Annotated in this window: 21 protein-coding genes; 13 read left to right on the forward strand and 8 right to left on the reverse strand. The window is 69.7% G+C overall.

What is annotated here, in order from left to right; translation table 11 throughout:
* Positions 1–44 precede the first annotated feature (44 nt).
* The 4 genes from ABZS69_RS14305 to ABZS69_RS14320 all read left to right on the forward strand — a co-directional run bounded on the left by ABZS69_RS14305 (position 45) and on the right by ABZS69_RS14320 (position 4,352).
* The gene (locus tag ABZS69_RS14305) at positions 45–962 is read left to right on the forward strand and encodes an ATP-binding cassette domain-containing protein (RefSeq protein ID WP_355371140.1); all 918 of its coding nucleotides are present in this window, start codon (positions 45–47) and stop codon (positions 960–962) included.
* Complete coding sequence (locus ABZS69_RS14310) at positions 959–2,512, forward strand: ABC transporter permease subunit (RefSeq protein ID WP_355371143.1); 1,554 nt, start codon at positions 959–961, stop codon at positions 2,510–2,512. The genes ABZS69_RS14305 and ABZS69_RS14310 overlap by 4 nt, the downstream gene beginning before the upstream one ends.
* Positions 2,509–3,285 carry an ABC transporter permease gene (locus ABZS69_RS14315; RefSeq protein WP_355371146.1) on the forward strand — a complete coding sequence of 259 codons (777 nt, stop codon included), beginning with the start codon at positions 2,509–2,511 and terminating at the stop codon, positions 3,283–3,285. The genes ABZS69_RS14310 and ABZS69_RS14315 overlap by 4 nt, the downstream gene beginning before the upstream one ends.
* Positions 3,286–3,656: 371 nt before the next feature.
* Positions 3,657–4,352: a L,D-transpeptidase family protein gene (locus tag ABZS69_RS14320; RefSeq protein WP_355371149.1), complete on the forward strand. Its 696-nt coding sequence runs from the start codon at positions 3,657–3,659 to the stop codon at positions 4,350–4,352.
* On the opposite strand, the gene ABZS69_RS14325 is transcribed toward ABZS69_RS14320, so the two are convergent.
* The 5 genes from ABZS69_RS14325 to ABZS69_RS14345 all read right to left on the reverse strand — a co-directional run bounded on the left by ABZS69_RS14325 (position 4,349) and on the right by ABZS69_RS14345 (position 10,617).
* Positions 4,349–5,773, reverse strand: a complete 1,425-nt coding sequence (locus tag ABZS69_RS14325; RefSeq protein WP_355371152.1) for an FAD-binding oxidoreductase — start codon at positions 5,771–5,773, stop codon at positions 4,349–4,351. The two genes, ABZS69_RS14320 and ABZS69_RS14325, sit on opposite strands and share 4 nt — an antisense overlap.
* Before the next feature lie 89 nt (positions 5,774–5,862).
* Positions 5,863–7,503, reverse strand: a complete 1,641-nt coding sequence (locus ABZS69_RS14330) for an NADH-ubiquinone oxidoreductase-F iron-sulfur binding region domain-containing protein (RefSeq protein ID WP_355371154.1) — start codon at positions 7,501–7,503, stop codon at positions 5,863–5,865.
* Between the two features lie 46 nt (positions 7,504–7,549).
* Positions 7,550–8,341: a hypothetical protein gene (locus tag ABZS69_RS14335; RefSeq protein WP_355371157.1), complete on the reverse strand. Its 792-nt coding sequence runs from the start codon at positions 8,339–8,341 to the stop codon at positions 7,550–7,552.
* Between the two features lie 150 nt (positions 8,342–8,491).
* Positions 8,492–9,955 carry a DUF1996 domain-containing protein gene (locus ABZS69_RS14340; protein ID WP_355371160.1) on the reverse strand — a complete coding sequence of 488 codons (1,464 nt, stop codon included), beginning with the start codon at positions 9,953–9,955 and terminating at the stop codon, positions 8,492–8,494.
* A 14-nt stretch (positions 9,956–9,969) separates the two neighbouring features.
* Positions 9,970–10,617, reverse strand: coding sequence for a DUF4142 domain-containing protein (locus ABZS69_RS14345; RefSeq protein ID WP_355371163.1), 648 nt, complete (start codon positions 10,615–10,617; stop codon positions 9,970–9,972).
* Positions 10,618–10,726: 109 nt separating this feature from the next.
* Here ABZS69_RS14345 and ABZS69_RS14350 point away from each other — a divergent pair, with 109 nt between their 5' ends.
* The 4 genes from ABZS69_RS14350 to ABZS69_RS14365 all read left to right on the forward strand — a co-directional run bounded on the left by ABZS69_RS14350 (position 10,727) and on the right by ABZS69_RS14365 (position 17,283).
* Positions 10,727–11,281, forward strand: coding sequence for a sigma-70 family RNA polymerase sigma factor (locus tag ABZS69_RS14350; RefSeq protein WP_355371166.1), 555 nt, complete (start codon positions 10,727–10,729; stop codon positions 11,279–11,281).
* Entirely contained in the window at positions 11,281–11,481 is a 201-nt protein-coding gene (locus ABZS69_RS14355) for a zf-HC2 domain-containing protein (RefSeq protein ID WP_355371169.1), read from the forward strand. The genes ABZS69_RS14350 and ABZS69_RS14355 overlap by 1 nt, the downstream gene beginning before the upstream one ends.
* A gap of 85 nt (positions 11,482–11,566) precedes the next feature.
* On the forward strand, positions 11,567–12,370 hold the full coding sequence (locus tag ABZS69_RS14360) for a tryptophan 2,3-dioxygenase family protein (RefSeq protein ID WP_355371171.1): 804 nt from the start codon (positions 11,567–11,569) through the stop codon (positions 12,368–12,370).
* A gap of 38 nt (positions 12,371–12,408) precedes the next feature.
* The gene (locus tag ABZS69_RS14365) at positions 12,409–17,283 is read left to right on the forward strand and encodes an NAD-glutamate dehydrogenase (protein ID WP_355371174.1); all 4,875 of its coding nucleotides are present in this window, start codon (positions 12,409–12,411) and stop codon (positions 17,281–17,283) included.
* A gap of 117 nt (positions 17,284–17,400) precedes the next feature.
* Here the strand turns inward: ABZS69_RS14365 and ABZS69_RS14370 are convergent, their stop codons facing one another.
* The 3 genes from ABZS69_RS14370 to ABZS69_RS14380 are packed head-to-tail and all read right to left on the reverse strand — an operon-like array spanning position 17,401 to position 19,229.
* Positions 17,401–17,883 (reverse strand): Clp protease N-terminal domain-containing protein, encoded by a 483-nt coding sequence (locus tag ABZS69_RS14370; protein ID WP_355371177.1) that lies wholly within the window; start codon positions 17,881–17,883, stop codon positions 17,401–17,403.
* A complete protein-coding gene (locus ABZS69_RS14375) occupies positions 17,880–18,113 on the reverse strand; it encodes a hypothetical protein (RefSeq protein WP_355371180.1) in 234 nt (77 codons plus the stop codon). Before ABZS69_RS14375 ends, ABZS69_RS14370 begins: the two co-directional genes overlap by 4 nt.
* A 51-nt stretch (positions 18,114–18,164) precedes the next feature.
* Entirely contained in the window at positions 18,165–19,229 is a 1,065-nt protein-coding gene (locus tag ABZS69_RS14380) for a hypothetical protein (protein WP_355371183.1), read from the reverse strand.
* A 122-nt stretch (positions 19,230–19,351) separates the two neighbouring features.
* Between ABZS69_RS14380 and prfB the strand changes: the two genes are divergently transcribed.
* The 5 genes from prfB to ABZS69_RS14405 all read left to right on the forward strand — a co-directional run bounded on the left by prfB (position 19,352) and on the right by ABZS69_RS14405 (position 24,867).
* Complete coding sequence (gene prfB / locus ABZS69_RS14385; protein ID WP_355371186.1) at positions 19,352–20,470, forward strand: peptide chain release factor 2; 1,119 nt, start codon at positions 19,352–19,354, stop codon at positions 20,468–20,470.
* 391 nt (positions 20,471–20,861) lie between these two features.
* Positions 20,862–21,551, forward strand: a complete 690-nt coding sequence (ftsE, locus tag ABZS69_RS14390) for a cell division ATP-binding protein FtsE (protein WP_185088544.1) — start codon at positions 20,862–20,864, stop codon at positions 21,549–21,551.
* A gap of 20 nt (positions 21,552–21,571) precedes the next feature.
* Positions 21,572–22,480 (forward strand): permease-like cell division protein FtsX, encoded by a 909-nt coding sequence (gene ftsX / locus ABZS69_RS14395; protein WP_355371190.1) that lies wholly within the window; start codon positions 21,572–21,574, stop codon positions 22,478–22,480.
* Between the two features lie 22 nt (positions 22,481–22,502).
* Positions 22,503–22,970: an SsrA-binding protein SmpB gene (gene smpB, locus ABZS69_RS14400; RefSeq protein WP_355371193.1), complete on the forward strand. Its 468-nt coding sequence runs from the start codon at positions 22,503–22,505 to the stop codon at positions 22,968–22,970.
* Positions 22,971–22,989: 19 nt separating this feature from the next.
* Positions 22,990–24,867 carry a penicillin-binding transpeptidase domain-containing protein gene (locus tag ABZS69_RS14405; RefSeq protein ID WP_355371196.1) on the forward strand — a complete coding sequence of 626 codons (1,878 nt, stop codon included), beginning with the start codon at positions 22,990–22,992 and terminating at the stop codon, positions 24,865–24,867.
* Positions 24,868–24,984 lie beyond the last annotated feature (117 nt).

The following is a 24,984-nucleotide window of genomic DNA, read 5'->3' on the forward strand; positions in this document are numbered from 1 at the left end:
GCGCGTGACGACTCCGGCCGGGTCCGCTGCCTAGTCTGCCTGCCGTGGAAGCAACCATCGAAGTGAGCGGCCTGCGCAAGCGGTTCGGCCAGACCCGGGCCCTGGACGGGATGACGTTCACCGTGCTGCCCGGCCAGGTCACCGGGTTCGTCGGGCCGAACGGCGCGGGCAAGTCCACCACCATGCGCGTGGTGCTCGGCCTGGACGCCGCCGACGAGGGCCACGCCCTGGTCGGCGGGCGCCCGTACGCGAGCCTGCGCAGCCCGCTGAGCCACGTCGGCGCGTTACTGGACGCGGGCGCGCTGCAGCCGGGCCGCACCGCGCGCAACCACCTCCTGTGGCTGGCCCACTCCCAGGGACTGGGCGCCAGGCGGGTGGACGAGGTGATCGAGCAGGTCGGGCTGACGCCGGCGGCCCGGCGCAGGGCGGGCGGGTTCTCGCTGGGCATGCGCCAGCGCCTCGGCATCGCCGCGGCGCTGCTCGGCGACCCGCCCGTGCTCATGCTGGACGAGCCGTTCAACGGCCTCGACCCCGAGGGCATCGTGTGGATCCGCGGCTTCCTGCGGTCGCTGGCCGCGGAGGGGCGCGCCGTGCTGGTGTCCAGTCACCTGATGAGCGAGCTGCAGGACACCGCCGGCCATCTCGTGGCGGTGGGCAGGGGCCGGGTCGTCGCGGACACCAGCGTGGCCGACCTGATCACGGCCGCCTCACAGGACCGGGTCACGCTGCGTACCGCGGCCCGGCCCGAGGCGATGTCGGTGCTGGCCGCGGCCGGGGGCACCGTGACCGTCACCGACCGCGAGACGCTGGTCGTCTCCGGGCTGGCGGCCGAGCACATCGTGCGGCTGCTCGCCGCGCGGGGGGTGCCGTTCTCGGAGGTGGCGGCCCATCGGGCGTCGCTGGAGGAGGCGTACCTGGACCTCACCAGGGACGCGGTCGAGTTCAGGGGAGCGGCGCGATGACCACGGTGACCCCCTACCGCTCGGGCCTGCGGGCCGGGCGCGACGGCTTCGCGCAACTGCTGCTGGCCGAGTGGACCAAGCTGCGCACCGTACGCGGCTGGATGGCCGGCCTGACGCTGGCGGCGCTGCTCATCGTCATGCTCGGGGTGCTGTTCGCGACCGGCAGCCGCTCCTCCTGCATGAACGGGCCGATCGAGGTGCCCTGTCCCGCACCGCCGACCGGGCCCGGCGGCGAGGCCGTCCAGGACCGGTTCTACTTCGTCCACCAGCAGCTCGACGGCGACGGCAGCATCACCGTACGCGTGAACTCCATGACCGGGCAGCTCCGCAAGCCCGACGTCACCCCCGGCGTCCGGAACGTCGTCCCCGGCGTCACGCCATGGGCCAAGGCGGGGGTCATGATCAAGCAGAGCGTCCGGCAGGGAGCCGCGTACGCGGCGATGATGGTCACCGGCAGCCACGGCGTGCGGATGCAGCACGACTTCACCGAGGACGTGGCGGGACGGCCCGGCGGGGGCCCGCGGTGGCTGCGGCTGACCCGCACCGGCGGGACGATCGTCGGCGAGGAGTCGGCCGACGGCTCGCGGTGGACCAGGGTGGGCACCGCCCCGCTGGCCACCGGGAAGGTCCGCATCGGGCTGTTCGCGGCCTCTCCCGGCGACCTGACCGTGACCCGGGACGTGATCGGCGGATCGACGACGGCCTCCCGCTTCGCCGAGGTCACCGCCGACATGGACCAGGTGAGCGTGCGGGGCGTGGCCGCCGGGGGCACGTGGGCCCGCGACGACCTCGGCGTCACGCTGGAGGCCGACGGCACCCCGCACCATCCGGGCGGGCTCGTGCGGTCCGGCGACACGTTCAGGATCACCGGAGTGGGCGACATCGCGCCGGACGTCGAGCGCATGCCCGCCGAGCGCGTCCTGACCGGGGTGCTGACGGGGCTGGTCGCCGTCAGCGTGGTCGCCGTGGCGTTCGTCACCTCCGAGTACCGGCGCGGGCTCATCCGCACCACCCTGCTCGCCAGCCCGCGGCGGAGCCGGGCGCTGGCGGCCAAGGCCGTCGTGATCTTCGCGGCCGCCTTCGCCTTCGGGCTGGTCGCCGCCGCCGTCACGGTGCCGGTCGGCCGGGCTCTCCTGGCGGGCAACGGCAACGCCCTGGCCCCCTTGGCGCCGCTCACCGCCGTGCGGATGATCGCCGGGACCGCCGGGCTGCTCGCCGTGGCCGCCGTCCTCGCGCTCGCCCTCGGGTCGCTGTTCCGGCGCAGCGCCGTGGCCGTCATCGCCGCCATCGTGGCGATCGTCGTCCCGTACGTGCTGGCGACCACGTCGCTGCTGCCCGACGAGGCGGCGCGGTGGCTGCTGCGGCTCACTCCGGCGGCGGGTTTCGCGATCCAGCAGAGCATGACCGCGTACGAGCAGGTGACCGCCCGCTTCGCACCGGCGGACGGCTTCTTCCCGCTGGCGCCCTGGGCGGGGTTCGCGGTCCTGTGCGCGTACGCCGCCCTCGCCCTCGCCCTGGCCGCCCACCGGCTGCGCCGGAGGGACGTATGAGACGGGAGACGCACGCCGAGTGGACCAAGCTGCGGACCCTGGCGGGGCCCGGCTGGCTGCTGGCCGGGGTCGTCGTGCTGACCGTGGTCGCGAGCGCCGTCGGAGCGGCCGTGGTGCCCTGCGCGGCGGCCGGGTGCGGGCAGGACGCGGCCAGGATCAGCCTCGTCGGGGTCCAGCTGGGCCAGGCGCTGGTCGCCCTGCTGGCCGTGGTGGCGGTCTGCGGCGAGTACAGCACCGGCATGATCCGCACCAGCCTCACCGCCATGCCGCGCCGGGCCACCGCCCTGGCCGCCAAGGCGGTGGTGGTCGGCGGGCTCACGCTGGGCGCGGGGATCCTGGCCGTCCTCGGGTCCGTGCTGGCCGGGCGGCTCCTGCTGCCGGGCAGCGGCTTCACGGCCGCGCACGGCTACCCGCCGCTGTCCCTGGCCGACGGGCCCACCCTGCGCGCCGCCGCGGGCTCGGTCCTGTACCTGGTGCTGATCGCGCTGCTCAGCCTCGGTCTGGCCACCGCCGTCCGCGACTCCGCCGCGGCGGCCGGGGCCGTGCTCGGGCTCCTGTACGTCTTCCCGGTCGCGATCCTCATGGTCGCGGACCCCGAGCTGCGGCGGTTCCTGTGGTCGGTGTCCCCGACGAACGCCGGGCTGGCCGTCCAGACGACCGTGGATCTGGCCTCCCTCCCCATCGGCCCGTGGGAGGGGCTCGGCGTCCTCGCCGCCTGGTCCGCCGCCTCCCTCCTGGGCGGCGGCCTGCTCCTCCGGTACCGCGACGCGTGACGGATGGCGAATAGAGCAGAAATGCCGGTATTTTCCCGGTATTGATATTCCGTCGGACTTTGCTTGACAAAACCTCCCGTTGGACGTGAATTATCGGCGATCTGGGTACGCGTCGATTTATGAGGATAAGGGGAATGGCGGCGCTGGCCGCGGGATGTTTTCTGCCGCTCTTGGCCGCGGCGCCCGCCCTGGCGGACGAGCCCTCGCAGCCGGACAAACCTGCGCAGGGGAACACGGGGGCCCAGACCGACCCGGGCGGCCCGGAGGTCAGGTCGGTCCCGGCGGTGATAACCGTGCCGGCGGTGATAACCATGCCGGCGGCGAAGCCCGCGCCGGTCGTGAAGCCTGTGCCAGCGGCGAAGCCTGTGCCGGTGGCGAAGCCCGTGCCGGTCGTGAAGTCTGTGCCGGCGGTCAAGGGCGTCAAGGGCGTCAAAGGCGTCAAGGGCGCCCATGCCGGGAAGATCGTCCCGCTGCGGATGGGCGACCGGAGCGAGGCGGTCAGGCAGCTCCAGCGCCGCCTGCACGACGGCGGCTTCTACTTCGGCGAGACGCACGGGATCTTCGACGACCAGACGAGGTACGCGGTCTGGGGATTCCAGAAGAGCAGGGGGCTGACGCCGAGGAACGAAGTGGGGCAGAAGACGTTGGCGGCGCTCAACCGGAGCAAGGGCCTGCGCCCGCTGGTGCCGCAGGGCGGCGCGGACCGGGTGGAGATCAGCCTGTCGCACCAGTTGCTCACCGTCTACCGCGACAACCGCCCGGCGCTGGTCACCCACATCTCCACCGGCGCCGAGGTGCGGTATTGCGAGAAGGGCCACTGCGGCAACGCGGTCACGCCGGTGGGCGACTTCCACGTGGAGAGGAAGGCGCCCGGCTGGACGCAGAGCCGGCTGGGCTCGATGTTCAACTCGTCCTACTTCGTCGGCGGCATCGCCATGCACGGCTCGACGGAGGTGCCCCTCAGACCCGCCTCGCACGGCTGCGTACGCGTGCCGCTGTCGACGTCCGTGCGCCTGTACAACATGGTGAAGGTGGGGGAGCCGGTGTACGTACGCGGACAGATCTAGATGCCCTGGGGCAATCGGAACAGCCGGCCGGGGTCGTACGTGGACTTCACCTCGGCCAGCCGGCCGGCATTCGGTCCGTAATACGCACTTCGCCAATTACGCAAATCGGGGTCTATGTAATTAACGTAAGCATGATCCCCGAAAAATGGGGACATGTCGGAATGTAGCCCGCGCAGCCACCGCCGATCCGTCCCCTCCGCGTAATACTGCACGCTGTAAAGCGCCGCCCGGTGCGCGAACGCCGTGTCCGCGGGAGCGATCCGGCCGATGGCCCCTCCCATGGCGTCCAGCAGCACCGAGTGCCGCCCGCCGCGGGCCACCCCGTCCACCAGCGCCCGCACGCCGTCGGCCGGCAGCTTCGCGTACGCCAGGTGCGACTTGGCCACGAACGCCTCCCGGGGCGTCCGCCGGCACTCGGCGGTCGACCTGCCCGCGCAGCCACCCATGATCTTCATGCCGTCCAGATAGGGGACCGTCCGCGCCGAGCGGGAGGAGGGCCGGCCGACCTTGGCGACGAGCGGGGCCAGCAGCCGGTCGAGCGCGGGCCTGCCGCCGACGTACGCGCCGACGATCGCCACGTCCAGGCCGCCGCCGCCCGAGCGCCCCAGTTGCAGCGAGGACCACAGCTCGTCCGGCGCCGACGGCGCCCACGACTGCCACGCCTTGACCGCGGCGCCCGCCTTGGCCCAGGGCCAGTGCAGGAAGAACACGGTGATGTCACGCGCCGTGAACGTCCTGAACGTGAAGGACACCGCCACGCCGAAGTTCCCGCCGCCGCCGCCCCTGCAGGCCCAGTAGAGGCCGGCGTTGCGGGCGGTGTCGCAGTCGAGGGTGCGGCCGTCGGCCGTGACGACGCGTACCGACTGGAGGGTGTCGCACGTGAGGCCGTACTTCCTCGACACCACGCCGATGCCTCCGCCCAGCGTGAGGCCGCCGATCCCGACCGTGGGGCAGGTGCCCGCGGGGATGCTCACGCCGTGGCGGGCGAGCCGGTCGTACACGTCGATCAGCTTGGCGCCCGCGCCGATCGTGGCCCGGCCGCCCGCATAGGCGACCGAGCTCATCCTGGACACGTCGATCACCAGCCCGGTGCCCGTGGACCAGCCGGCGTAGGAGTGGCCTCCCGAGCGGGGGGTGATGGGCACGCCGCTGGTGCGCGCGAACGTCAGGCACGCCGACACGTCGGCCGCGCTCGCGCAGTAAGCGACCCCGCCCGGCCGGATCCGGTCGTAGGCGGGGTTGTAGAGGCGGCGCGCGCCGTCGTATCCGGCGTCACCCGGCAGCACGAGCGTGCCCGCCAGCTGTCTCCGCAGCCTCGCCCAGTTGGGCGGCGGCGCGGAGAGGCCGGACGTGCCAGTAGGCCGCGCGGTGGCGGCCAGTGGGGCGAGCGCGGCGACGTGCAGAAAGTCCCGGCGGTCCATGGACGCCTCCGTGGTGATCGGGGTTGAGCCGCTCGGTGAGACGTCGGGATGACCCGCCAGGTTTGGTCACATCTCCATCACTTCGGGGTTCACCCGGCGCTACCTCCGAACGCGCTCCTGGGAGTGGGGGCCCCGACCCGGGTGAGCCGCGGTGTGCTCTTGTCGGCCTTCTTGAGGGTTCCGTCCTTGACGAGGCGCAGCGGCGACCCGGCCGGCTTCGGAGCCGGACCACCGTGGCCGTCTCCCGTGGTCTGGACCATCCGCAGGGCCAGTGCGGGGCACATCTCGACCGTGCGCCGCGCCTCCTTGGCCATCCAGCCCGGAACGGTCCTGAACGACGGGAACCCGTAGTCGTCCAGCTCCACGAACTCCGGCAGCAGGTGGGCACAGAGCCCGTGTCCCGCGCAGCGGGACCAGTCGACCTCCAGCCGGTATTCGACGTAGTCCTTCTCGGGCTCGGGCATCGGCAGCACGCCGCGCACCGGCCGGCCGCACGAGCCGTGCTCCAGATGGAGCGCGATCTCGGTCTCGAACGCGTCCAGCGCCGACAGCACGAACTTGGCCGTGCCGTCCGGGTGGAAGCACGCCCCCCGCCGCTCGACGCCGCGCACGCAGCGCCGTACGGCGTCCACGGAGCCGTTCCCCTCGACCAGTGAGTTCATGGCCCAGGCCAGGTCCGGCAGGCCGAGCCGGCACGGGCCGCACTGGCCGGCCGACTCGCCCGCCAGGTAGGAGGTGACCCTGGCGGCCTCGCCCAGCGAGCACGTCGACTCGCCGAGCGGGACGATGATCCCGGCCCCCAGGGTCGCGCCGGCCAGCTTCATGCCCTCGCGCGAGATCACGGCCGTCTGGGCCACCTCGGCCGAGAGCCAGGCGCCGTGGTAGCCCCCGATGAGCACCCCGTCGCCGATCTCGGCCTCGGTGAGCGCGAGCACGTCCGCCAGATAGGTGCCCGTCGGCGCCTCGATGACCGCGCCGCTGGCCGCGCCGCCGCTGACGGTGAGCAGGATGGTGCCGGGCTCCTTGGCGGTGCCGACCTCGGCGTACCTGTCCGGGCCGAGCTCGGCCAGCAGCGCCAGCTGAGCGTACGTCTCCGTGTTGGACAGCAGGGTCGGCAGCCCGTCCACGCCGCTGATCGCGGCCCGCCTCTTGCGGCCGGGCGGGATGCCCTTCTCGCCGTTGACGGCGTTGACCAGGGCGCCGCCCTCCCCGGAGATGAACCTCTCCTTGATCCCGACCACCCGGATCGGGATGCGGCTCTCCGCGCCGCCGGAGACGTTCGCGGCCCGGCGCTCGTCCACGGCGGCGCTGACGGACGCCTCGGCGACCTCGCCGCCGGCCGTGGCGAGCACCACCTCGCGGGCGCCCAGCGCCTCGGCCGCCAGCACCGCCCCGTCCAGCACCAGGTGCGGGTTGCGGGTCAGCAGCATGGCGTCCTTGGAGCTGGCGGGCTCGCCCTCGGCGCCGTTGATGAGGACGACGCACTCGCCGCCCGAGCCCACCGCGTCGGCGACGGCCCGCAGCTTGCGCGCGAACGGGAACGCCGCGCCGCCACGGCCGCGCATGTCCACCTCGTTGGCGATCGAGATGAGGTCTTCGAGGTCGCGCGGCTTGGGAGAGCCATGGAGGGTGCGGTGGGCGGGCAGGTCCAGACGGCGGGTCTGGTCCAGCCCGGCGGTCAGCCGGGCCGGACCCATCCGTAAGACCCGCGGCACTCGGGCCGGAATCACGGTCGCTCCTGTCGGGTTGCGGGGATCATCCAGATAGCGGGCGGTCTCATCCCGCCTCCCGGTACCTGCGCCGCTCGGCGAGGCTCACTGGCGCGTTTCTTCTTTGAGCCTGAGCCTGGGCGGGGGCCGGAGCTTGGGCCTGAGCCGGGCCCGTGGCGGCGGCCCCGGCCGCGACCTTCTGCGGCTGCATCCGCTCGTCGGGCACGCCCATGGCGGCGGGGGAGGTGACCGCCGGCCCCTGGATCTTCTCGAGCGTGACCGGCGGGCGGAAGACCGAGGCCAGCACGCGGACGACCAGCGCTCCGCCGACCGCCGCGATGCTGGCCACGTAGGACCAGGCGACCCAGCCGGCCGGAGGGCGGCCGGCCGTCAACCCGTGCATGATGGCGACGGGCCAGCCGATGTACGCGGCGGAGTGCATCACCCGCCACATCCACGGCCTGGCCTTCGCCGCCCAGCGCCTCCTGAGTACTCCCGTGACCACAGCCAGGATCATCAGGTCGAAGGCCAGGATGCCCAGGCCCTTGTTGATGCCCGCGATCGGGACGACCGCCGCGCCCGGCGGCACGTGTCCCAGACTGATCATGAGTGAGATGTGCGTGATCAGGAAGATCATCCCGAGAAGCCCGAAGGCCTTGTGGGCGAGTTGCGACCTGACCCGGTTGACCGGCGACAGGAAGACCCGCTCGGTGGTGATGATGCCGAGCGCGACGGTCGCGGTGAACGTCACCAGGGCCATCACGCCCACGTAGAACTCGAGGAAGGCCACCACCCGGCCCAGTATCGCGATGCCACGGTCGGTCCTGGTCAGCGCGAACGCCGACAGAACGACTGCCATGACCATGGCGCTGGCTCCCAGCCGGACACCTCTCGTGTCCAGCTTCGTGGGAGTGTGCCGGGGGTGTCGTCTGTGGAGCATCTAAGGTTCCCTCCAACGTCGGGTGAGGGTGCGACTCGGAAGGCTGGGTAGCCCGTGAGGGCTGTCAGATCAGCATCGGCGGCCCCGGTTGATGCAAGAGACGACGAATTGCATCAGCCGATCGGGCATCACGTTCGCGAAGTCCGCGTGGTCGGTGACGGGGTTGTGCTTCTGCTCAGGGAAGGAGTCCACGGCGAATGACGGGCCCTGCGGCACGTTGTACGTGAGGGTCATGCGCAGTGCCGGCACCGCCTTGGTCCCTTGTGGGCAGGCGCCTCCCTGACCAGGGAAGACCACGTGCGTTCTGTGATTGGCGCTATCAGTGTTCTGTCCGTCCCAGCAGCTAGGAAAGTCCAGGATACGAACGACCTGGCTGCCGCGCGGGCAAAGCGGATATTTGTCGGGACTTATGCGATTTTGGAATCCCGTGCAGGACCACCCGGCGCGGGCGTTGGCCGTGCCGTTCGTGGCGGCCTTGGCGTCACCGGTGATCAGCCTGAGGAACCTCGGCATCGCGACGACCTGGGAGGTGGCGTTCCCGCGGAACTGGAGCGTCACGTTGCGTGCGCGCAGCACCTGGCCGACGTTGCCGTCCGCGTCCTCGGTGTTCACGTCCACCTTGCGGTCTCTGAGGACCGGCCAGAAGTAGGTGGATTTGTCGCCCTGTCGGCACGTGGTGCCCGCGGCGGCCAGGCTCTCGTCCGTGGAGAAGCCGTCCGTGGACAGGTTGCCCACGTAGTCGTGCAGGTGGTGCGCTCCGTTGCTCACGCCGGGGGCGACGATGAAGTTGTCCGGGTTGTTGTGGCGGTTCTGGTTCGTCCCGCACTGGGAGACGAAGGTGCCGCGCGAGCCGCCCCTGCCGATGCGGGCGTCAAGCTGGCGCGGCGCTATCTGGCGGATGTTGACGAAGTCCTCGACGAACGGGCCCAGGTCGGCGCATTCGTTGTGGTCGTCGTCGTTGGAGGCGGTGGGAGAGGGGCTGGGGGAGGCGGTTCCGTTGCCGTTGTTCCCATTGTTGCCGTTATTACCGTTGTTTCCGTTATTGCCGTTGTTGTTGCCCTGGTCCGGGCTCCTGGTCGGGCGGTTGCGGCGGCCGAACGTCTCGGCGTTCTGCTCGTCGGGGTTCTGGGCCGGGTCGAGCACGGCGGCGCCGCCGCCCTGGCCCTGCTGGTCGGCGTTCTGCTGCTGGTCGCCGTTCTGGTCCTGCTGCTGGCCGTTCTGCTGGTTGTTCTGCTGCTGGTTGTTCTGGTCCTGGCCGTTCTGATCCTGGTTGTTCTGGTTCTGGTTCTGACCGTTCTGGTCCTGGTTCTGGTTCGGGTCCTGCTGTTGCTGGTTCTGATCCTGTCCCTGCTGATCTTGATCCTGTTGGCCCTGATCTTGGTTCTGGTTCCGGTTCTGCCGCTGGCCCTGCTGCTGCTCCTGGGAAGCCTTGGCCGGGTCACAGTGGTCGGCGAGCGCGGGGCCGACTCCGATGACCGCCGCGGACACCAAACCGCTTGCCACCACGGCCAATGTGGACACGGCCGCGGCCATGCGTCTGGATCTCGTCATGCCTGTCTCCTCTTTTCGACCGCCATCGCGACGGGTGGAGCGGGTGAGGGCGTCGGGGGTTCGGGCAACTGGGTGTGATCGACCAGGCCGGTGGACTCCAGGAGCGCCATGTGGCGCATGACGAAGTTGATGCCTTCCTGGGCGAACTTCCTGATCTCCGCGTTGCGCGTGCCGGCCCGTACGCCCGCCACGACGGTGAAGACCTTGCCGTGCGCGGCACGCAACAGGTTTGCGAAGTCCCTGTCGAAGGCGGGCCCACGCTCCGCAGCCAGCTGGGCCATCCAGCTCTGCTGATCGGCGTTGGGCTCGGCGGGCAGGGCCACGCCCAGCTTCTTGGCTGTTTGGCGTGTCAGGAGGTCCAGCCTCTGGTGGTCCTCCATGATCAGCCTGCCGACTTCCTTGACGCGTTGGGACTCGGCGCGGGTCTGGGCGTAGTCGCCCGCGGGCATCTCCCAGAGACCGGCCTGCCGCACTTTGATGAGCAGGTCACGGTCGGCGGCCGTGACGGGCCCCGATGAGGTCTGGGTCGCCGCAGTGGCGGCGGGATCGATCGAAGGTGGCATGACCAGCACGATCGTCACCGCGGCCGCCACGACGAAGCCTCCGAGCATGAACAGCTCGCCACCGCGCAAAAGCCTGTGCATGGTCGGAGGTACGCGAGTCTCTCCGGCTTGGTTCAGCACATGGTCGGAGATAGTTAGAAATGACTGGAGTTATCGGAGTGGCTACCGCCGAGATAACGAAGGTGTAAAGATGTGCCCCGTGCTAGGTCACCTCGACGGCAGGTTCGAGAGTGCGGATGCCGAGGCGGAGCATCGCATTGCGGTGCTTTACCAGGAGTTCGGCGGCCCTCTGCTGCGCCACGTACGCAAATCGACAGGCAACGACCTTCAATGGGCCGAAGACGTGGTGCAGGAGACGCTCGTCCGAGCCTGGAAAAACTCGGCAAGACTGCAGTGGGAACCAAGCCTTATATGGGCGTGGCTACTGACGGTAGCCCGCCGCATCGTTATCGATGGACGTCGACGGAAGAGCGTCCGGCCTCAAGAGGTCGAGCCGCCCGAAGTCGACATGATGGCCGTCCCCGACGGCTCGGAGCGGGCTCTCTCGGCGATGATCGTCGCCGATGCGCTTCGCAGCCTCTCTGAAGAACACCGCGAAGTCATAGAGCAGACCTACCTCCGAGACCGTACGATTAATGAAGCAGCGGAGATCCTGGGGATACCACCGGGCACGGTGAAGTCCCGGCTCTACTACGGGATCCGGGCTCTTCGCGAACTGCTGCGGGACAAGGGGGTAGCCGGCTGATGCATGACGGGGTGGCTGCCTATGTCCTCGGAGTCCTCGATGATGACGAGCACGAGGCATTCGAGCGCCACCTCGATACGTGCGAGAGATGTCAGGCGGAGCTGATTGAGCTTGCCGAGCTTCCAGACCAGCTCGACGAGCTCAAGAACGCTCCCTCAGCCTCCTCCGGTGACGACCCCCCGATGTCGATGTCACGTTGACGTCTGTGCCCTTTTCGGGTGGTATCGGTACGGTGAGGCTTTGCGTCCGGTGTAGCGTGTCCGGACGGTCAGGGGGAGGTGTTCGGTGGGCATCGACGGTGATGCGCCCGTTCCCCCGCATCGGCGGTTCGGCGAAGAAGGCGGTCGGCTGTCGTACGGCGGCTATCTTCGCCTGCCCGAGCTGCTCGCGCAGCAGCGGCCGGAGTCGGAAGCGCCCGACGAGCTGCTCTTCATCACCATTCACCAGGTCTACGAGCTGTGGTTCAAGCTGCTGCTCCACGAGCTGGAGAACGCCCGCGAGGCCATGTTCGCCGGCGAGCTCTGGCGGGCCAGGCACGTGTTCCGACGGGTGCACGCGGTCGAGAAGGTGCTGATCGAGCAGGTGGACGTCCTGGAGACGATGACGCCCCAGGACTTCCTCCAGTTCCGGGAGAAGCTGGCGCCCGCCAGCGGCTTCCAGTCGGTCCAGTTCCGTGAGCTGGAGTTCCTGTCCGGGCTGAAGGACGAGCGCTATCTCAGCAGCTTCAGGCACGCCAGCGACACGGAGCTCGCACGGCTGCGCCACAGGCTGGAGGAGCCCACGCTGTGGGATGCTTACCTCACCGCCCTCTCCCAGCGTGGCCTGCCGGTCTCCGACGACGAGATCATGGGCTCGCTGCTGGCCGTGGCGAGGGACCGCGGGTCGTACGACGATCTGTGGCAACTGGCCGAAGACCTGCTGACGCACGACGCCGACGCCGCGCGCTGGCGGATGCGTCATGTCCAGATGGTCGAACGCCAAATCGGCACCAAGTCGGGCACCGGCGGCTCGACAGGCGCCCCCTATCTGCGCGACAGAACGCGCTTGCACTACTTCCCGCTGCTGTGGGAGCTAAGGGCCTGGCTATGAACAGCTTTGGCAAACCCTCACAAAGGAGTGAGACCGAAATGCCCCTCGACGAGGCCAAGGACGAGCTGCTCCAGCGAGCCGCAGAGAGTTGCGCGGCGAGCAGCGAACATGTGGGCACCGAGGAGGCCCTGTCCTTCCTCCGGTTCTACTACCGGCACGTCGCGCCGGAGGACCTGCTCGACCGCAACCCCGTTGACGTGTACGGCCCCGCGATGTCGCAGCGGCAGCTGGCCGAGGTCCGCCCCCAGGGCCGCGCCGTGGTCCGCGCCTACACCCCCACCCTGGACGAGAACGGCTGGGACCCGGGCCACTCGGTCGTCGAGGTGGTCACCGACGACATGCCGTTCCTCGTCGACTCGGTGACGATGGAGCTCGGCCGCCACGACCTGGGCATCCACCTGCTGGTCCACCCCCAGATGCGGGTGCGCCGCGACATGACGGGCCGGATGCTCGGCCGCGGCCAGGAGGACGTCACCGGCCAGGTGATGGTCGAGTCGTGGATGCACATCGAGGTCGACCGGCAGGCCGATCCCGAGGCGCTCAAGGAGCTCGAAGCCGACCTGCAGCGGGTGCTCACCGACGTGCGCCACGCGGTCGAGGACTTCAGGAAGATGCGGGCGCTGGCCGTACAGACCGCCGAAGACCTGAGCATGAGCCCGCCGCCGCTGGAGCCCGCGGAGGTCGAGGACAGCATCGACCTCCTGCGCTGGCTCGCCGACGGGCACTTCACCTTCCTGGGCTACCGCGAGTACCGGCTCCAGCACACCGACGAGGGCGAGACGCTGCGGGCGGTGCCGGGCGCGGCTCTGGGCATCCTGCGCGACGACAAGATCGGCTCGGAGAGCTTCTCGGCGCTGCCCGCCGAGGTGCGCGCCAAGGCGCGCGAGAAGCAGCTCGTGATCACCACCAAGGCCAACTCGCGGGCCACCGTACACCGGGCGGCCTACCTCGACTATGTCGGGGTCAAGATTTTCTCGCCCGAGGGCGAGGTGGTCGGCGAGCGGCGGTTCCTGGGCCTGTTCACACACGTGGCCTACAACGAGTCGATCTCCAGGATCCCCGTCCTCCGGCGGAAGCTGGCGGCCGTGCTGGACAAGGCCGGGCTGGCGCCCGACAGCCACGACGGCAAGGACCTGATCGAGATCCTCGAGACGTTCCCCCGCGACGAGCTCTTCCAGACCTCGATCGACCAGCTCCTGCCGATCGCGCTGGGCGTGCTGCGGCTGCGCGAGCGCAAGCAGGTCAAGCTCTTCCTCCGCCGCGACGACTACGGCCGCTACATCTCCTGCCTGATCTACCTGCCGCGCGACCGCTACACCACCAAGGTGCGGCTGAAGATGCAGGAGGTGCTGCTCAAGGCCCTGGGCGGCAAGTCCCTCGACTACAGCGCGATGATCGGCGAGTCCGTGCTGGCCCGGCTGCACGTGGTCGTGCGCGGCGAGCGGGGCAAGCAGCTCCCGCCGCCGAGCGTGGACGTGGAGGAGCTGGAGGCGCGGCTGGCCGCCCTGACCCGCTCCTGGGAGGACGACCTGGCCACCGAGCTGGGGCGGAGGACCTCCGAGGACGAGGCGCCCGCGCTCATCAAGCGGTACGCGTCCGCGTTCCCCGAGGGCTACAAGGCGGACTTCCCGCCCAAGGTCGCCGTCGTCGACCTGCGCCGCCTGGAGGACCTGGTGGCCGTGGGCGACGGCGCGCAGGTCGACATCAACCTCTACGAGCCGTACGACGCGGCCGAGGGGGAGCGGCGGCTCAAGATCTACAAGGTCGGCTCGCCCATCTCGCTCTCCCAGGCGCTGCCGCTGATCCAGCGGCTCGGCGTCGAGGTCGTGGACGAGCGGCCGTACGAGATCGACCGTGACAACGACCCCAACACCAAGAACGCCTGGATCTACGACTTCGGCCTGCGGTACACGCCGACGGAGGAGGTCGGCAGGGACGACTTCAAGCGGCTGTTCCAGGAAGGGCTCGGCGCCCTCTGGAAGGGGCAGGTCGAGGCCGACGACTTCAACTCGCTCATCCTGAGCGCCGGGCTGACCTGGGAGCAGGTCGAGATCCTCCGGGTGTACGCCAAGTACCTGCGCCAGGCCGGGGGCACGTTCTCACAGACCTACATGGAGCGGGTGCTGGCCGGGAACGTGCGGCTGGCGCGACTGCTGGTGAGCCTCTTCGAGGCCAGGCTCGATCCGCGGCGCGGCGAGGACGTACGGCTCGATCTGGCCGAGGCGCTCACCGAGGAGATCCTGGGCGCGCTCGACGAGGTGGCCTCCCTGGACGAGGACCGGATCCTGCGGGCGTACCTGGAGATGATCCAGGCGACATTGCGTACGAATTACTTCCAAACGGTGGAAGGGCACCGCAAACCGTACATATCCCTCAAGTTCGACCCGCTGGCGATCAGCGTCCTGCCTCTGCCGCGGCCGAAGTACGAAATATTCGTCTATTCGCCGCGGGTCGAAGGCGTGCACCTGCGCTTCGGGAAAGTGGCGCGGGGCGGGCTGCGGTGGTCGGACCGCATGGAGGACTTCCGTACGGAGATTCTCGGCCTGGTAAAGGCGCAGATGGTGAAAAACACCGTCATCGTCCCCACTGGGTCTAAGGGCGGATTTGTCGTAAAACAGCCGCCAGTGTCCGGAACGCGGGAAGAGATGCTCGTCGAAGGCGTCGCCTGCTACCGGACGTTCATCTCCGGCCTGCTCGACGTGACCGACAACCTCGTGGACGGCAAGGTCGTGCCGCCGCCCGACGTGGTCAGGCACGACGGCGACGACACCTACCTCGTGGTCGCCGCCGACAAGGGCACCGCGACCTTCTCCGACATCGCCAACGGCGTGGCCAAGGAGTACGGCTTCTGGCTGGGCGACGCGTTCGCCTCCGGCGGCTCGGTCGGCTACGACCACAAGGTCATGGGCATCACCGCCCGCGGCGCCTGGGAGTCGGTCAAGTACCACTTCCGGACCATGGGCGTCGACGTGCAGAGCACCGACTTCACGGTGGCCGGGATCGGCGACATGTCCGGTGACGTGTTCGGCAACGGCATGCTGCTGTCCCGGCACATCCGGCTGATGGCCGCGTTCGACCACCGGCACATCTTCGTCGACCCCTCGCCCGACGCGGCCCGCTCGTACGCGGAGCGGCAGCGCCTCTTCGAGCTGCCGCGCAGCTCCTGGGAGGACTACGACACCAAGTTGATCTCGTCCGGCGGCGGCGTCTTCCCCCGCACGGCCAAGTCGATCCACATCACGCCGCAGATGCGCGAGGCGCTCGGCATCCCCTCCGGGGTCGCGTCCCTGGCCCCCAACGACCTGATCAGCGCCATCCTGCGGGCCCCCGTCGACCTGCTGTGGAACGGCGGCATCGGCACGTACGTCAAGGCCGGCTCCGAGTCCAACGCCGACGTGGGCGACAAGGCCAACGACGCGCTGCGGGTCAACGCCGCCGAGCTGCGCTGCAAGGTCATCGGCGAGGGCGGCAACCTGGGCTTCACCCAGCTCGCCCGCATCGAGTTCGCGCTGAACGGCGGGCTGGTCAACACCGACTTCATCGACAACTCCGCCGGGGTCGACACCTCCGACCACGAGGTGAACATCAAGATCCTGCTCGACCAGGTCGTCCGCGACGGCGAGCTGACCGACAAGCAGCGCAACCAGGTCTTCACCTCGATGACCGACGAGGTCGCCGACCTGGTGCTGCGCGACAACTACGCCCAGAACGTGGTCCTCGCCGCGGCCCGCACCCAGGCCGTCGAGATGCTCCACATCCACTCCCGCTACCTGCGCCGCCTCGAACGGGACGGCCTGGTCAACCGGGAGCTGGAGTTCCTGCCCTCGGACAAGACGCTGGCCGAGCGCCGCCAGGCCAGGCTCGGCCTGACCGCGCCCGAGTTCTCCGTCCTGCTGGCCTACACCAAGCTGGTCGCCGACGCCGAGCTGCTGGGCTCCGACCTGCCCGACGACCCGTACCTGGCCTCGTGGCTGGTGTCGTACTTCCCGTCCGCGCTGCGCGAGCGGTTCCGCCCCTACATGGACGCCCACCCGCTGCGGCGCGAGATCATCACCACCTGCGTGGTGAACGAGCTGGTCAACTCCATGGGCACCTCGTTCATGTACCGGTTCGGCGAGGAGACCGGGGCCTCGACGCCCGACATCGTGCGTGCCTACCTCGTGGCGCGCGAGGTGTTCGACCTGCCCAGCTTCCACCGCGCCGTGGAGGCCCTGGACAACAAGGTCGACACGGCCACCCAGATCGCCATGCTGCTGGAGGCCCGCAAGCTCGCCGAGCGCGGCACTCGCTGGCTGCTGGTCAACCGCCGGCCGCCGCTGGACCTGGCCGGGTCCGTCAGCTTCTTCATGAAGGGCGTCAACGGCCTGCTGTCCCACATCCCGAAGCTGCTCACGGGGCCCGACCTGGCCGCCTACGAGGAGCGGCGCGACTCGTTCGTCGCCAGGGGCGTGCCGCTGGAGCTGGCCGAGCGGGCGGCCGCCATGGTGCCCGCGTACTCGATGCTGGACCTGGTGGAGGTGGCGTCGCTGACGGGCCGCCCGGTGGCAGAGGTGGCGGAGGTCTACTTCGACCTGGCGGACCGGCTCCAGCTGGCCCGCCTCCGGGAGCGCATCATCGCGCTGCCCCGGGACAACCGCTGGAACTCGATGGCCCGCTCCGCCCTGCGCGACGACCTCTACGCCGCGCATGCCTCGCTGACCCGCGACGTGCTGGCCCACAGCACGCCGGGGCTGCCGCCGGAGGAGCGGCTGGCGCGCTGGTCGGAGGCCAACTCGGCGGCGGTCTCCCGGGCGCGGCAGACGCTCTCGGAGATCTGGGAGAGCGACCACTTCGACCTGGCCACCCTGTCGGTCGCCCTGCGGGCGATCCGCACCCTGGTGGCGGCCAGCAACCTGCCGCACACGGAGGCGTAGGCCCTGCCGCCCCGCCCCGGTGGCGCGCCCGTGACGCCGTACGGCACGGGCGCCGGCGGCCGGGGCACGGCCCCCTCCAGAATGCTCCGGAGGGTCTTTACAGGGCGCTCCGGAGGGTCACCAGCTTCCGTCCGCCAGTGCCTGCCGGAGGCCGGTCGTCAGCGCGGCCCGGTCCACGCCTGCCAGGGCGAGCGCCCGGGGCACGGTGCCGACCTCCGCCTCCAGGATCCCGAGCAGCAGGTGGCCCGGTCTGAGGTCCTTCTTGCCCGTGGCGGAGGCGAAGCCGCGTTCGAGGCAGAGCCTCGCCGAGGCGCCCAGGCTCACCCGGCGCTTGGGGTCGGGGGTCGCCGCGGGCAGGCCGAACGCGGCGAGCGACACTCCGGCCGCGCCCAGGCTGTGCTCGAACTCCCGGTCCAGCGCCTCGCGGATCGCCTGCCGGTCCAGCCCCGCCGAGGTCAGGACGTCGTGGGCGGAGCTCCCCTCCTGGGCGGCGATGCCCAGGAGCAGGTGGTGCGCCTCGATCGCCGCGGACCCGTCCTGCCTGGCCTCGGTCTCTCCCTGCTGCGTGACGGCGTTGATGTAGTGGTCGATCGCGCTCACTGTCGTCTCCTCAGCGTGACGCCGGCGTCGATGAGCCGCCTGACGTGCTTCTTGTGGACCGCTTGGCGGGTGACTCCGAGCGCCTCGGCGACCTGCGGCCAGCTCCAGCCGGCCCGCATCGCCTGCTCGACGGCGGCGTCCTCCAGCTGATCGGCCAGGCGCCGCAATGCGACCACGGCCGCCAGCGCGTCAGCGGGCTCCTGGGGTACGGGAATGTCATCAGCCGGCATGCGAGCAACCGTAGTTGACACACAAGCGGATAGTCAACCTGAGTTGCTAGTTTACTGTCCCGAGGCGCGGGTCAGGGCGCCGTCGTGGGCGATGACGTGGGCGGCGGCCGGGGCCTTCAGGGGCGGCACCACGGTGGCGTACTGGTGCGTCTCGATCAGCTTGAGCGAGCGCCGCAGCACCGTCGCGTCGATCGCCCACCGTGCCTCCTCGGGCATCGGGATCCCGTCGTCCACGGCCGTCTTCGTCACCGCCTTCGTCGAGGTCGTGCGGGACAGCGAGTATTGGACCAGCGTCCCGCCGTCCTTGGTGCGCAGCGCGTAGACCGGGTAGTTGTCGGCACTGAAGATCGAGTCGTAGCTGTATCCGGCGAGCTTCGACTCCTCCCGGAGGCTGGCGATCTGCTCGGCCACCTCCGTCGTGTACGGGCCCGCCCCCAGGAGGCCCCCGGTGACCCCCGCGGACCCTGTCTCGGCCACGCTGGCGTGCACCGGGCCAATGAACTGCGGGCTGATCGTGACCGATTTGTCGTCGGGCGCCACGGTGGTCGCGTAGCCGTCGGCGTCGAGCTCGATCTCCGGCACCTTCTGCCCCGGCAGGAGCTGGGCCGCGGAGCTGAGCCGCCAGCGGTCGGACTTGGCGAACGTCAGCAGCGCCGGGCTCCCGTTACGGGTCGCCAGCGCGCTGAACCACGGCGCCCGCTCGCCCGTCGGGAACTTCGGCACGTACAGCGTCGGCGGCCCCCAGCGGTAGCGGGGCGGCGCGTAGTCGGCGGCCAGGTACGAGGCCACGGTGAGCGACGTCTGCCCGCCCGTCGTGAGGTCGACCGCCATCGCCAGGCGGCCCTGGACGTCGACCGCCGTCGCCGGCCGGTCCCGGAGGTCGACCTTCGCCCGCAGCGTGTCGTCGGTGACCGTGAGGTCGGTGAACACCTTGGCGGCCTCGTCGAGCGTCACGGCCGGCTCGGCGGCGGAGGGCGTAGGGGACGCGGAGGGCGTCGCCGAGGACGTCGCGGCGGCCTTGGACGGCTCGGCCGGGGAATTGCCCGTGCAGGCGGTCGCCGCGGCCAGTACGCCGGCGGCGAGCGCCAGCACTTTCCGCCGACCGTATGCACGCACCTCGCCATGTTATTCGCGCCCGCGGGGCGGCGGGCCCTCCGGTGCCCGAACGGAAGGCGCCTCTTTGACCACGCGGGCGGGATGGGGGGCGCAACCCGTCGGGGGAAGTAGGCTTGGGAAACGTGGCAGGCATCGATCCGGCAGAAGAGATCAACGAGCTCGCGGGCACGCTCCGCAGCATCCAGGACGTGCTCGACCTCGACGCGATGCGCAAGCAGATCGAGGAGCTGGAGCAGCAGGTTGCCGCACCCGACCTGTGGGACGACCCCGACCAGGCGCAGAAGGTCACCAGCAAGCTCTCCCATCTCCAGGGCGAGCTCAACCGCGTCGAGGGCGTCGCGCGCCGCCTCGACGACCTCAACGTCCTCTACGAGCTGGCGGCCGAGGAGGGTGACGACGACACGCGCGCCGAGGCCGACAGGGAGCTTGAGACGCTCAAGTCCGACATCGGCGCCCTGGAGGTCCGCACGCTGCTCTCGGGCGAGTACGACGCCCGCGAGGCACTCGTGACGATCAACTCCCAGGCGGGCGGGGTCGACGCGGCCGACTGGGCCGAGATGCTGCTGCGCATGTATCTGCGCTGGGCCGAGCGCAAGGGCTACTCGACCGAGGTCTACGACACCTCCTACGCGGAGGAGGCCGGCATCAAGTCGGCCACGTTCACGATCAAGGCCCCTTACGCGTACGGCACGCTCCGCGGCGAGCACGGCACCCACCGGCTGGTCCGCATCAGCCCGTTCGACAACCAGGGCCGCAGGCAGACCTCGTTCGCCGGGGTCGACGTCGTGCCGGTCGTCGAGCAGACCGACCACATCGACATCATCGAGGACGAGATCCGCGTCGACGTCTACCGGTCGAGCGGTCCGGGCGGGCAGGGCGTCAACACGACCGACTCGGCGGTGCGCATCACGCACCTCCCGAGCGGCATCGTCGTCTCCTGCCAGAACGAGCGCTCGCAGCTCCAAAACCGCGCCACCGCCATGAACGTCCTCCAGGCCAAGCTGCTGGAGCGCAAGCGGCAGGAGGAGGCGGAGAAGATGTCGGAGCTGCGCGGGGCCACCACGACGTCATGGGGCACGCAGATCCGCAACTACGTGCTGCACCCGTACCAGATCGTGAAGGATCTGCGCACGGGCACAGAGGCCGGCAACCCGTCGGCCGTGCTCGACGGCGACCTCGACGGGTTCATCGAGTCGGAGATCCGCTGGATGCGCCGCCAGGAGGCGGGGACCGCCGACTAGAGCCCGCTCAGGTGCTTGATCGCCAGGCTCACGAAGAGCAGGACGAGCAGTAGCAGGGCGATCAGGGCGGGTGACAGCCCGGCGAAGCCGTGCTGATGCATCCGCTCCCTGCTGGCACGACAGGTGGGGCAGCGTCCCTCGATCACAGGGTGGGCGCACTGCGCGCATACGAGGTGTTCACAACTCATGACAGCCCCAAGTCTAGCCGCACAATCGTTTTGTTTCCGTTATGGACTTTCCATGCCAGTCTTCCCCCTAGACTGTCGTCTGGCCAATCGGAACGTCGATCATCAGTAAAGACCGCGTAACCCGATCGGCCGGTGGCGGGAAGTGGGCATGTGCCACCCTCGCTTCCGTCCTGACCCCTAGACTGGCATGCCGTGATGCTCTCGTGATCCATTTCGATAATGTCACCAAGGTCTACGCGAACCAGAACCGGCCCGCCCTCGACCACGTGTCCGTTGACGTGGACAAGGGCGAGTTCGTGTTCCTCGTCGGTCCTTCGGGATCAGGCAAGTCCACGTTCCTGCGTCTGGTCCTCAAGGAGGAGCGGCCCAACTCCGGCGCGATCCACGTCGCCGGGAAAGACCTGGGGCGCCTCTCCAACTTCAAGGTGCCGCACCTGCGCCGCCGCATCGGCTGCGTGTTCCAGGACTTCAGGCTGCTCCCGAACAAGAACGTCTACGAGAACGTGGCGTTCGCCCTCGAGGTCATCGGAAAGCCCCGGCGGTTCATCCGCAAGGTGGTGCCCGAGGTCATCGAGCTGGTCGGCCTGGAAGGCAAGGCCCACCGCATGCCCGACGAGCTGTCCGGCGGCGAGCAACAGCGCGTCGCCATGGCCCGCGCGTTCGTCAACCGGCCCATGATCCTGCTGGCCGACGAGCCCACGGGCAACATCGACCCCGCGACGAGCATCGGCATCATGAAGGTGCTCGACCGCATCAACAGGACTGGCACCACGGTCGTCATGGCCACTCACGACGCGGCCATCGTCGACTCCATGCGTAAGCGCGTGGTGGAGCTGGAGGACGGCAAGATCGTCCGTGACCAGTCGCGTGGCGTCTACGGCCAGGCGTACTGACAGGGAGCTGCAGACAGAACATGCGGGCGAATTTCATCTTCTCCGAGGTCTGGATCGGCCTCCGTCGCAACCTGACCATGACGATCGCGGTGGTCATCACCGTTGCCGTCGGCATGGCGATGCTGGGCGTCGGCTTGATGATCAACGCCCAGGTCGGCATGATGAAGGGCTACTGGGACGACAAGGTCGAAGTCTCGGTCTTCCTGTGCAGCAAGGGCTCGGCCATGGAGGCCTGCAAGGGCAAGGAGATCTCCAAGGCCCAGACGGAGGCGCTCCAGACGCTGATCAAGGGCACTCCGGGGGTCAAGGAGGTGTTCTTCGAGGACCAGACGACCGCGTACCAGAACTTCCAGAAGCTGTACGCGAGCAACAAGGCCCTCGTGAGCGCCACGCAGGTCGAGGACATGCCACAGTCGTTCCGCATCAAGGTGGCAGACCCGAACAACTACAAGGCCATCGTGCAGGCCCTGCAGGGGCAGCCGGGCGTGTCGCAGGTGCTGGACCAGGCTCAGTTGGTCGGCCCCTTCTTCGAGTTGCTCGACAAGCTCGCCTTCTACGCCCTCGCGGTGGCGATCATCCTGGTGCTGGCGGCGGCCCTCCTGATCGGCAACACGGTACGGCTCTCGGCGTTCAACCGGCGTAGAGAGACGGGCATCATGCGCCTGGTCGGCGCGTCCAACCTCTACATCCAGCTCCCGTTCGTCATGGAAGGCGTCATCGCCGGCCTGGTCGGCGGTGTCTTCGCGGCGGCCATCCTGATCGTCACGAAGGTCTTCCTCTTCGAGGAGCTCGGAAAGTACCTGGGCGACGCGACAGCACAGCTGGGCTGGAACGATGTGGCCCAGACCATCACCATCACCATGGTCATCGGTGTGGTCATCTGTGTGCTGGCATCGTTCGTGACGCTCCGCCGCTACCTGAGGGTCTAGGGATCGCCGGTAAAGTCGAAGCATGCCACGTGAGACCGGGCGTAAGGTCATCGCCCAGAACAAACGTGCCAGGCACGACTACCTCCTCGAGGACACCTTCGAGGCGGGTCTCGTGCTTCAGGGCACCGAGGTGAAGTCGCTGCGTGAGGGCCGCGCCTCGCTCGTCGACGGCTATGCCAGCATCGACGGCGACGAAGCGTGGCTGCTCAACGTCCACATCCCCGAATACTCCCAGGGGACGTGGACCAACCACGCCGCCCGCCGCAAGCGCAAGCTGCTGCTGCACCGCAAGGAGATCGACAAGCTCGCCGCCAAGACGAAGGAGGGCGGGCTCACGATCGTGCCGCTGACGCTCTACTTCAAGGACGGCAGGGCCAAGGTCGAGATCGCGGTCGCCCGCGGCAAGAAAGACTGGGACAAGCGGCAGTCGCTGGCGGAGCAGCAGGCGAAACGGGAGATGGCCCGGGCCCTGCGGCACCGCAACCGATGAGACGGCGGCACCGCACCCCATGACACGCGCTCGCCGCATCCTCTCCGCCGCGGCCACTCTGGTGGTCGCGAGCACGACCCTGACCGGCTGCTTCGAGGAGCCCTCGCCGCACGACGCGGTGCGGGACTTCCTCGTGGGCTGGCAGTCGGGCGACTACGACCTGGCCGCCGGCCGCACGGACGGCGACCAGGCCACGGTTCGCAAGGCGTTGTCCGACGCCAAGCTGGAGCTCGACGCGGCCTCCTTCCGCTTCAAGATCAAACGCCTCGGCATGACGGGCGAGGAGGCGAAGGCCGACTTCCATGCCGAGGTCGACCTGGGGGAGAACAACCCCCTCTGGGAGTACGACGGGCTGCTGCCGCTCCACCTCGTGGACGGCACGTGGAAGGTGCGCTGGTCGCCCTCGGTGCTGCATCCCCAGCTCAAGGAGGGGCAGCGGTTCGCCGTCGACACCGACCCGAGGCCACGCAAGCCGATCGTCGACCGCACGAGCGAGCCGCTGCAGAGCAACACCACGTTCTACAGCGCGGGCGTCTATCCGGCCAAGCTCGGCGACAGGGCGGAAGAGGTCGCCGCCAAGCTGTCCAAGATCACCGACTACGCGCAGGACCGCCTGCTGAGCCGCATCAGGTCGTCGCCGCCCGACAAGTTCGTGCCGCTGGTCACGTTCGGGCGCTCGCGCTACCAGTCGATGCGGTCGAAGCTCGACGCCATCGACGGGATCGAGACGGTGCCGCAGGACCAGCCGGTCAACCCCGAGCCGCCCCAGCAGATCGTCGGCAGCGTCAGCGCGCTCACCCCCGAGACCGAGCAGAAGCTCGGCGGTCCCGAGCGGGCCGGTGACTCGGTCGGCCGGAGCGGCCTCCAGCGTGCCTACCAGGACTACCTGACCGGTTCGACGCAGACCAAGGTGATCACGCTCGACCTCAAGACCGGCAAGCAGGTCGCCCTGCTGCAGGAGTGGGGGGGCCGGGAGAACGTCTCGGTGAAGACCACGATCGACCGGTCCGTCCAGGCGGCGGCCGAGCGGGCGGTGGGCGATACCGAGGCGAGCGCGCTGGTCGCGGTGCAGGCCGGCACCGGCCAGATCCTCGCGGTCGGGACCGAGGGCGACCTGACCCGGCAGAAGGACCTGAGCCAGGAGATGGGCGCGCTGGGCGGCAGGTTCCTCGCGGGCACGGCGTTCTCGATCGTGGCCGCGGACGCGCTGCTCAGGAACAACGTCAGCCCGAAGCAGCGGCTGGCCTGCCCGGACGAGCGCACGGTCGGCGGCGCCAAGTTCCAGCTCGCCGCGGAGTCCACCGGGGTCACGGCCTCGGCCACCTTCCAGGAGAACTTCGCCAAGGGCTGCGTCACCGCGCTGGCCTCGCTGGCCCGCCGCGTCACGGCCGACGACCTCAACCGCAGCGCCAAGGCGTTCGGCGTGGGCGAGCCGTGGCGGCTGCCGCTCAAGTCGTTCAGCGGCTCCCGGCCCGCGCTGACCGGCGACGCCGACAAGGCCAAGGCCATCGCGGGCCAGAACGTCGAGGTCAGCCCGCTCGGCATGGCGCTGGTGGCCGCCGCGGTCGCCTCGGGCACCTGGCGCCCGCCGGTGCTGGTCACCGACCCCAAGTCGCCCGACCCAGCGGCGGAGGCCGCACAGGCCCCGCAGCCCGCTCCCGTGCCCCTGGACGCCAAGGTCCACGCGACGCTGAAGCGGATGATGGCGGCCGGCGCGGCCGGCACGCCCGCCCAGGGGGGCAAGGGCAGGGTCTTCGGCGTGACGGCCACGGCAGGCAGCCAGCTCAAGTGGTTCGTGGGCTGGCAGGGGGACGTGGCGGTCGCGGTGCTGGCGAGAAACCACGACGCCGGAGCGGTGGCGGGCAGCTTCTTCGCGAGCCTCGGCAACTCACAGTGAAATTGTCGTCACACTGAGCAACCATCCAGGGGTCCGGTTGCGTCTTACAGAGTGACTGGGCCCGCTCGGGGGGTTGCGGATCCAGTCGCCGTGATGAGATCAGGACTTCATCTCGGG

It is taken from the genome of Nonomuraea sp. NPDC005650, assembly GCF_040605375.1.
Classification (GTDB): domain Bacteria; phylum Actinomycetota; class Actinomycetes; order Streptosporangiales; family Streptosporangiaceae; genus Nonomuraea.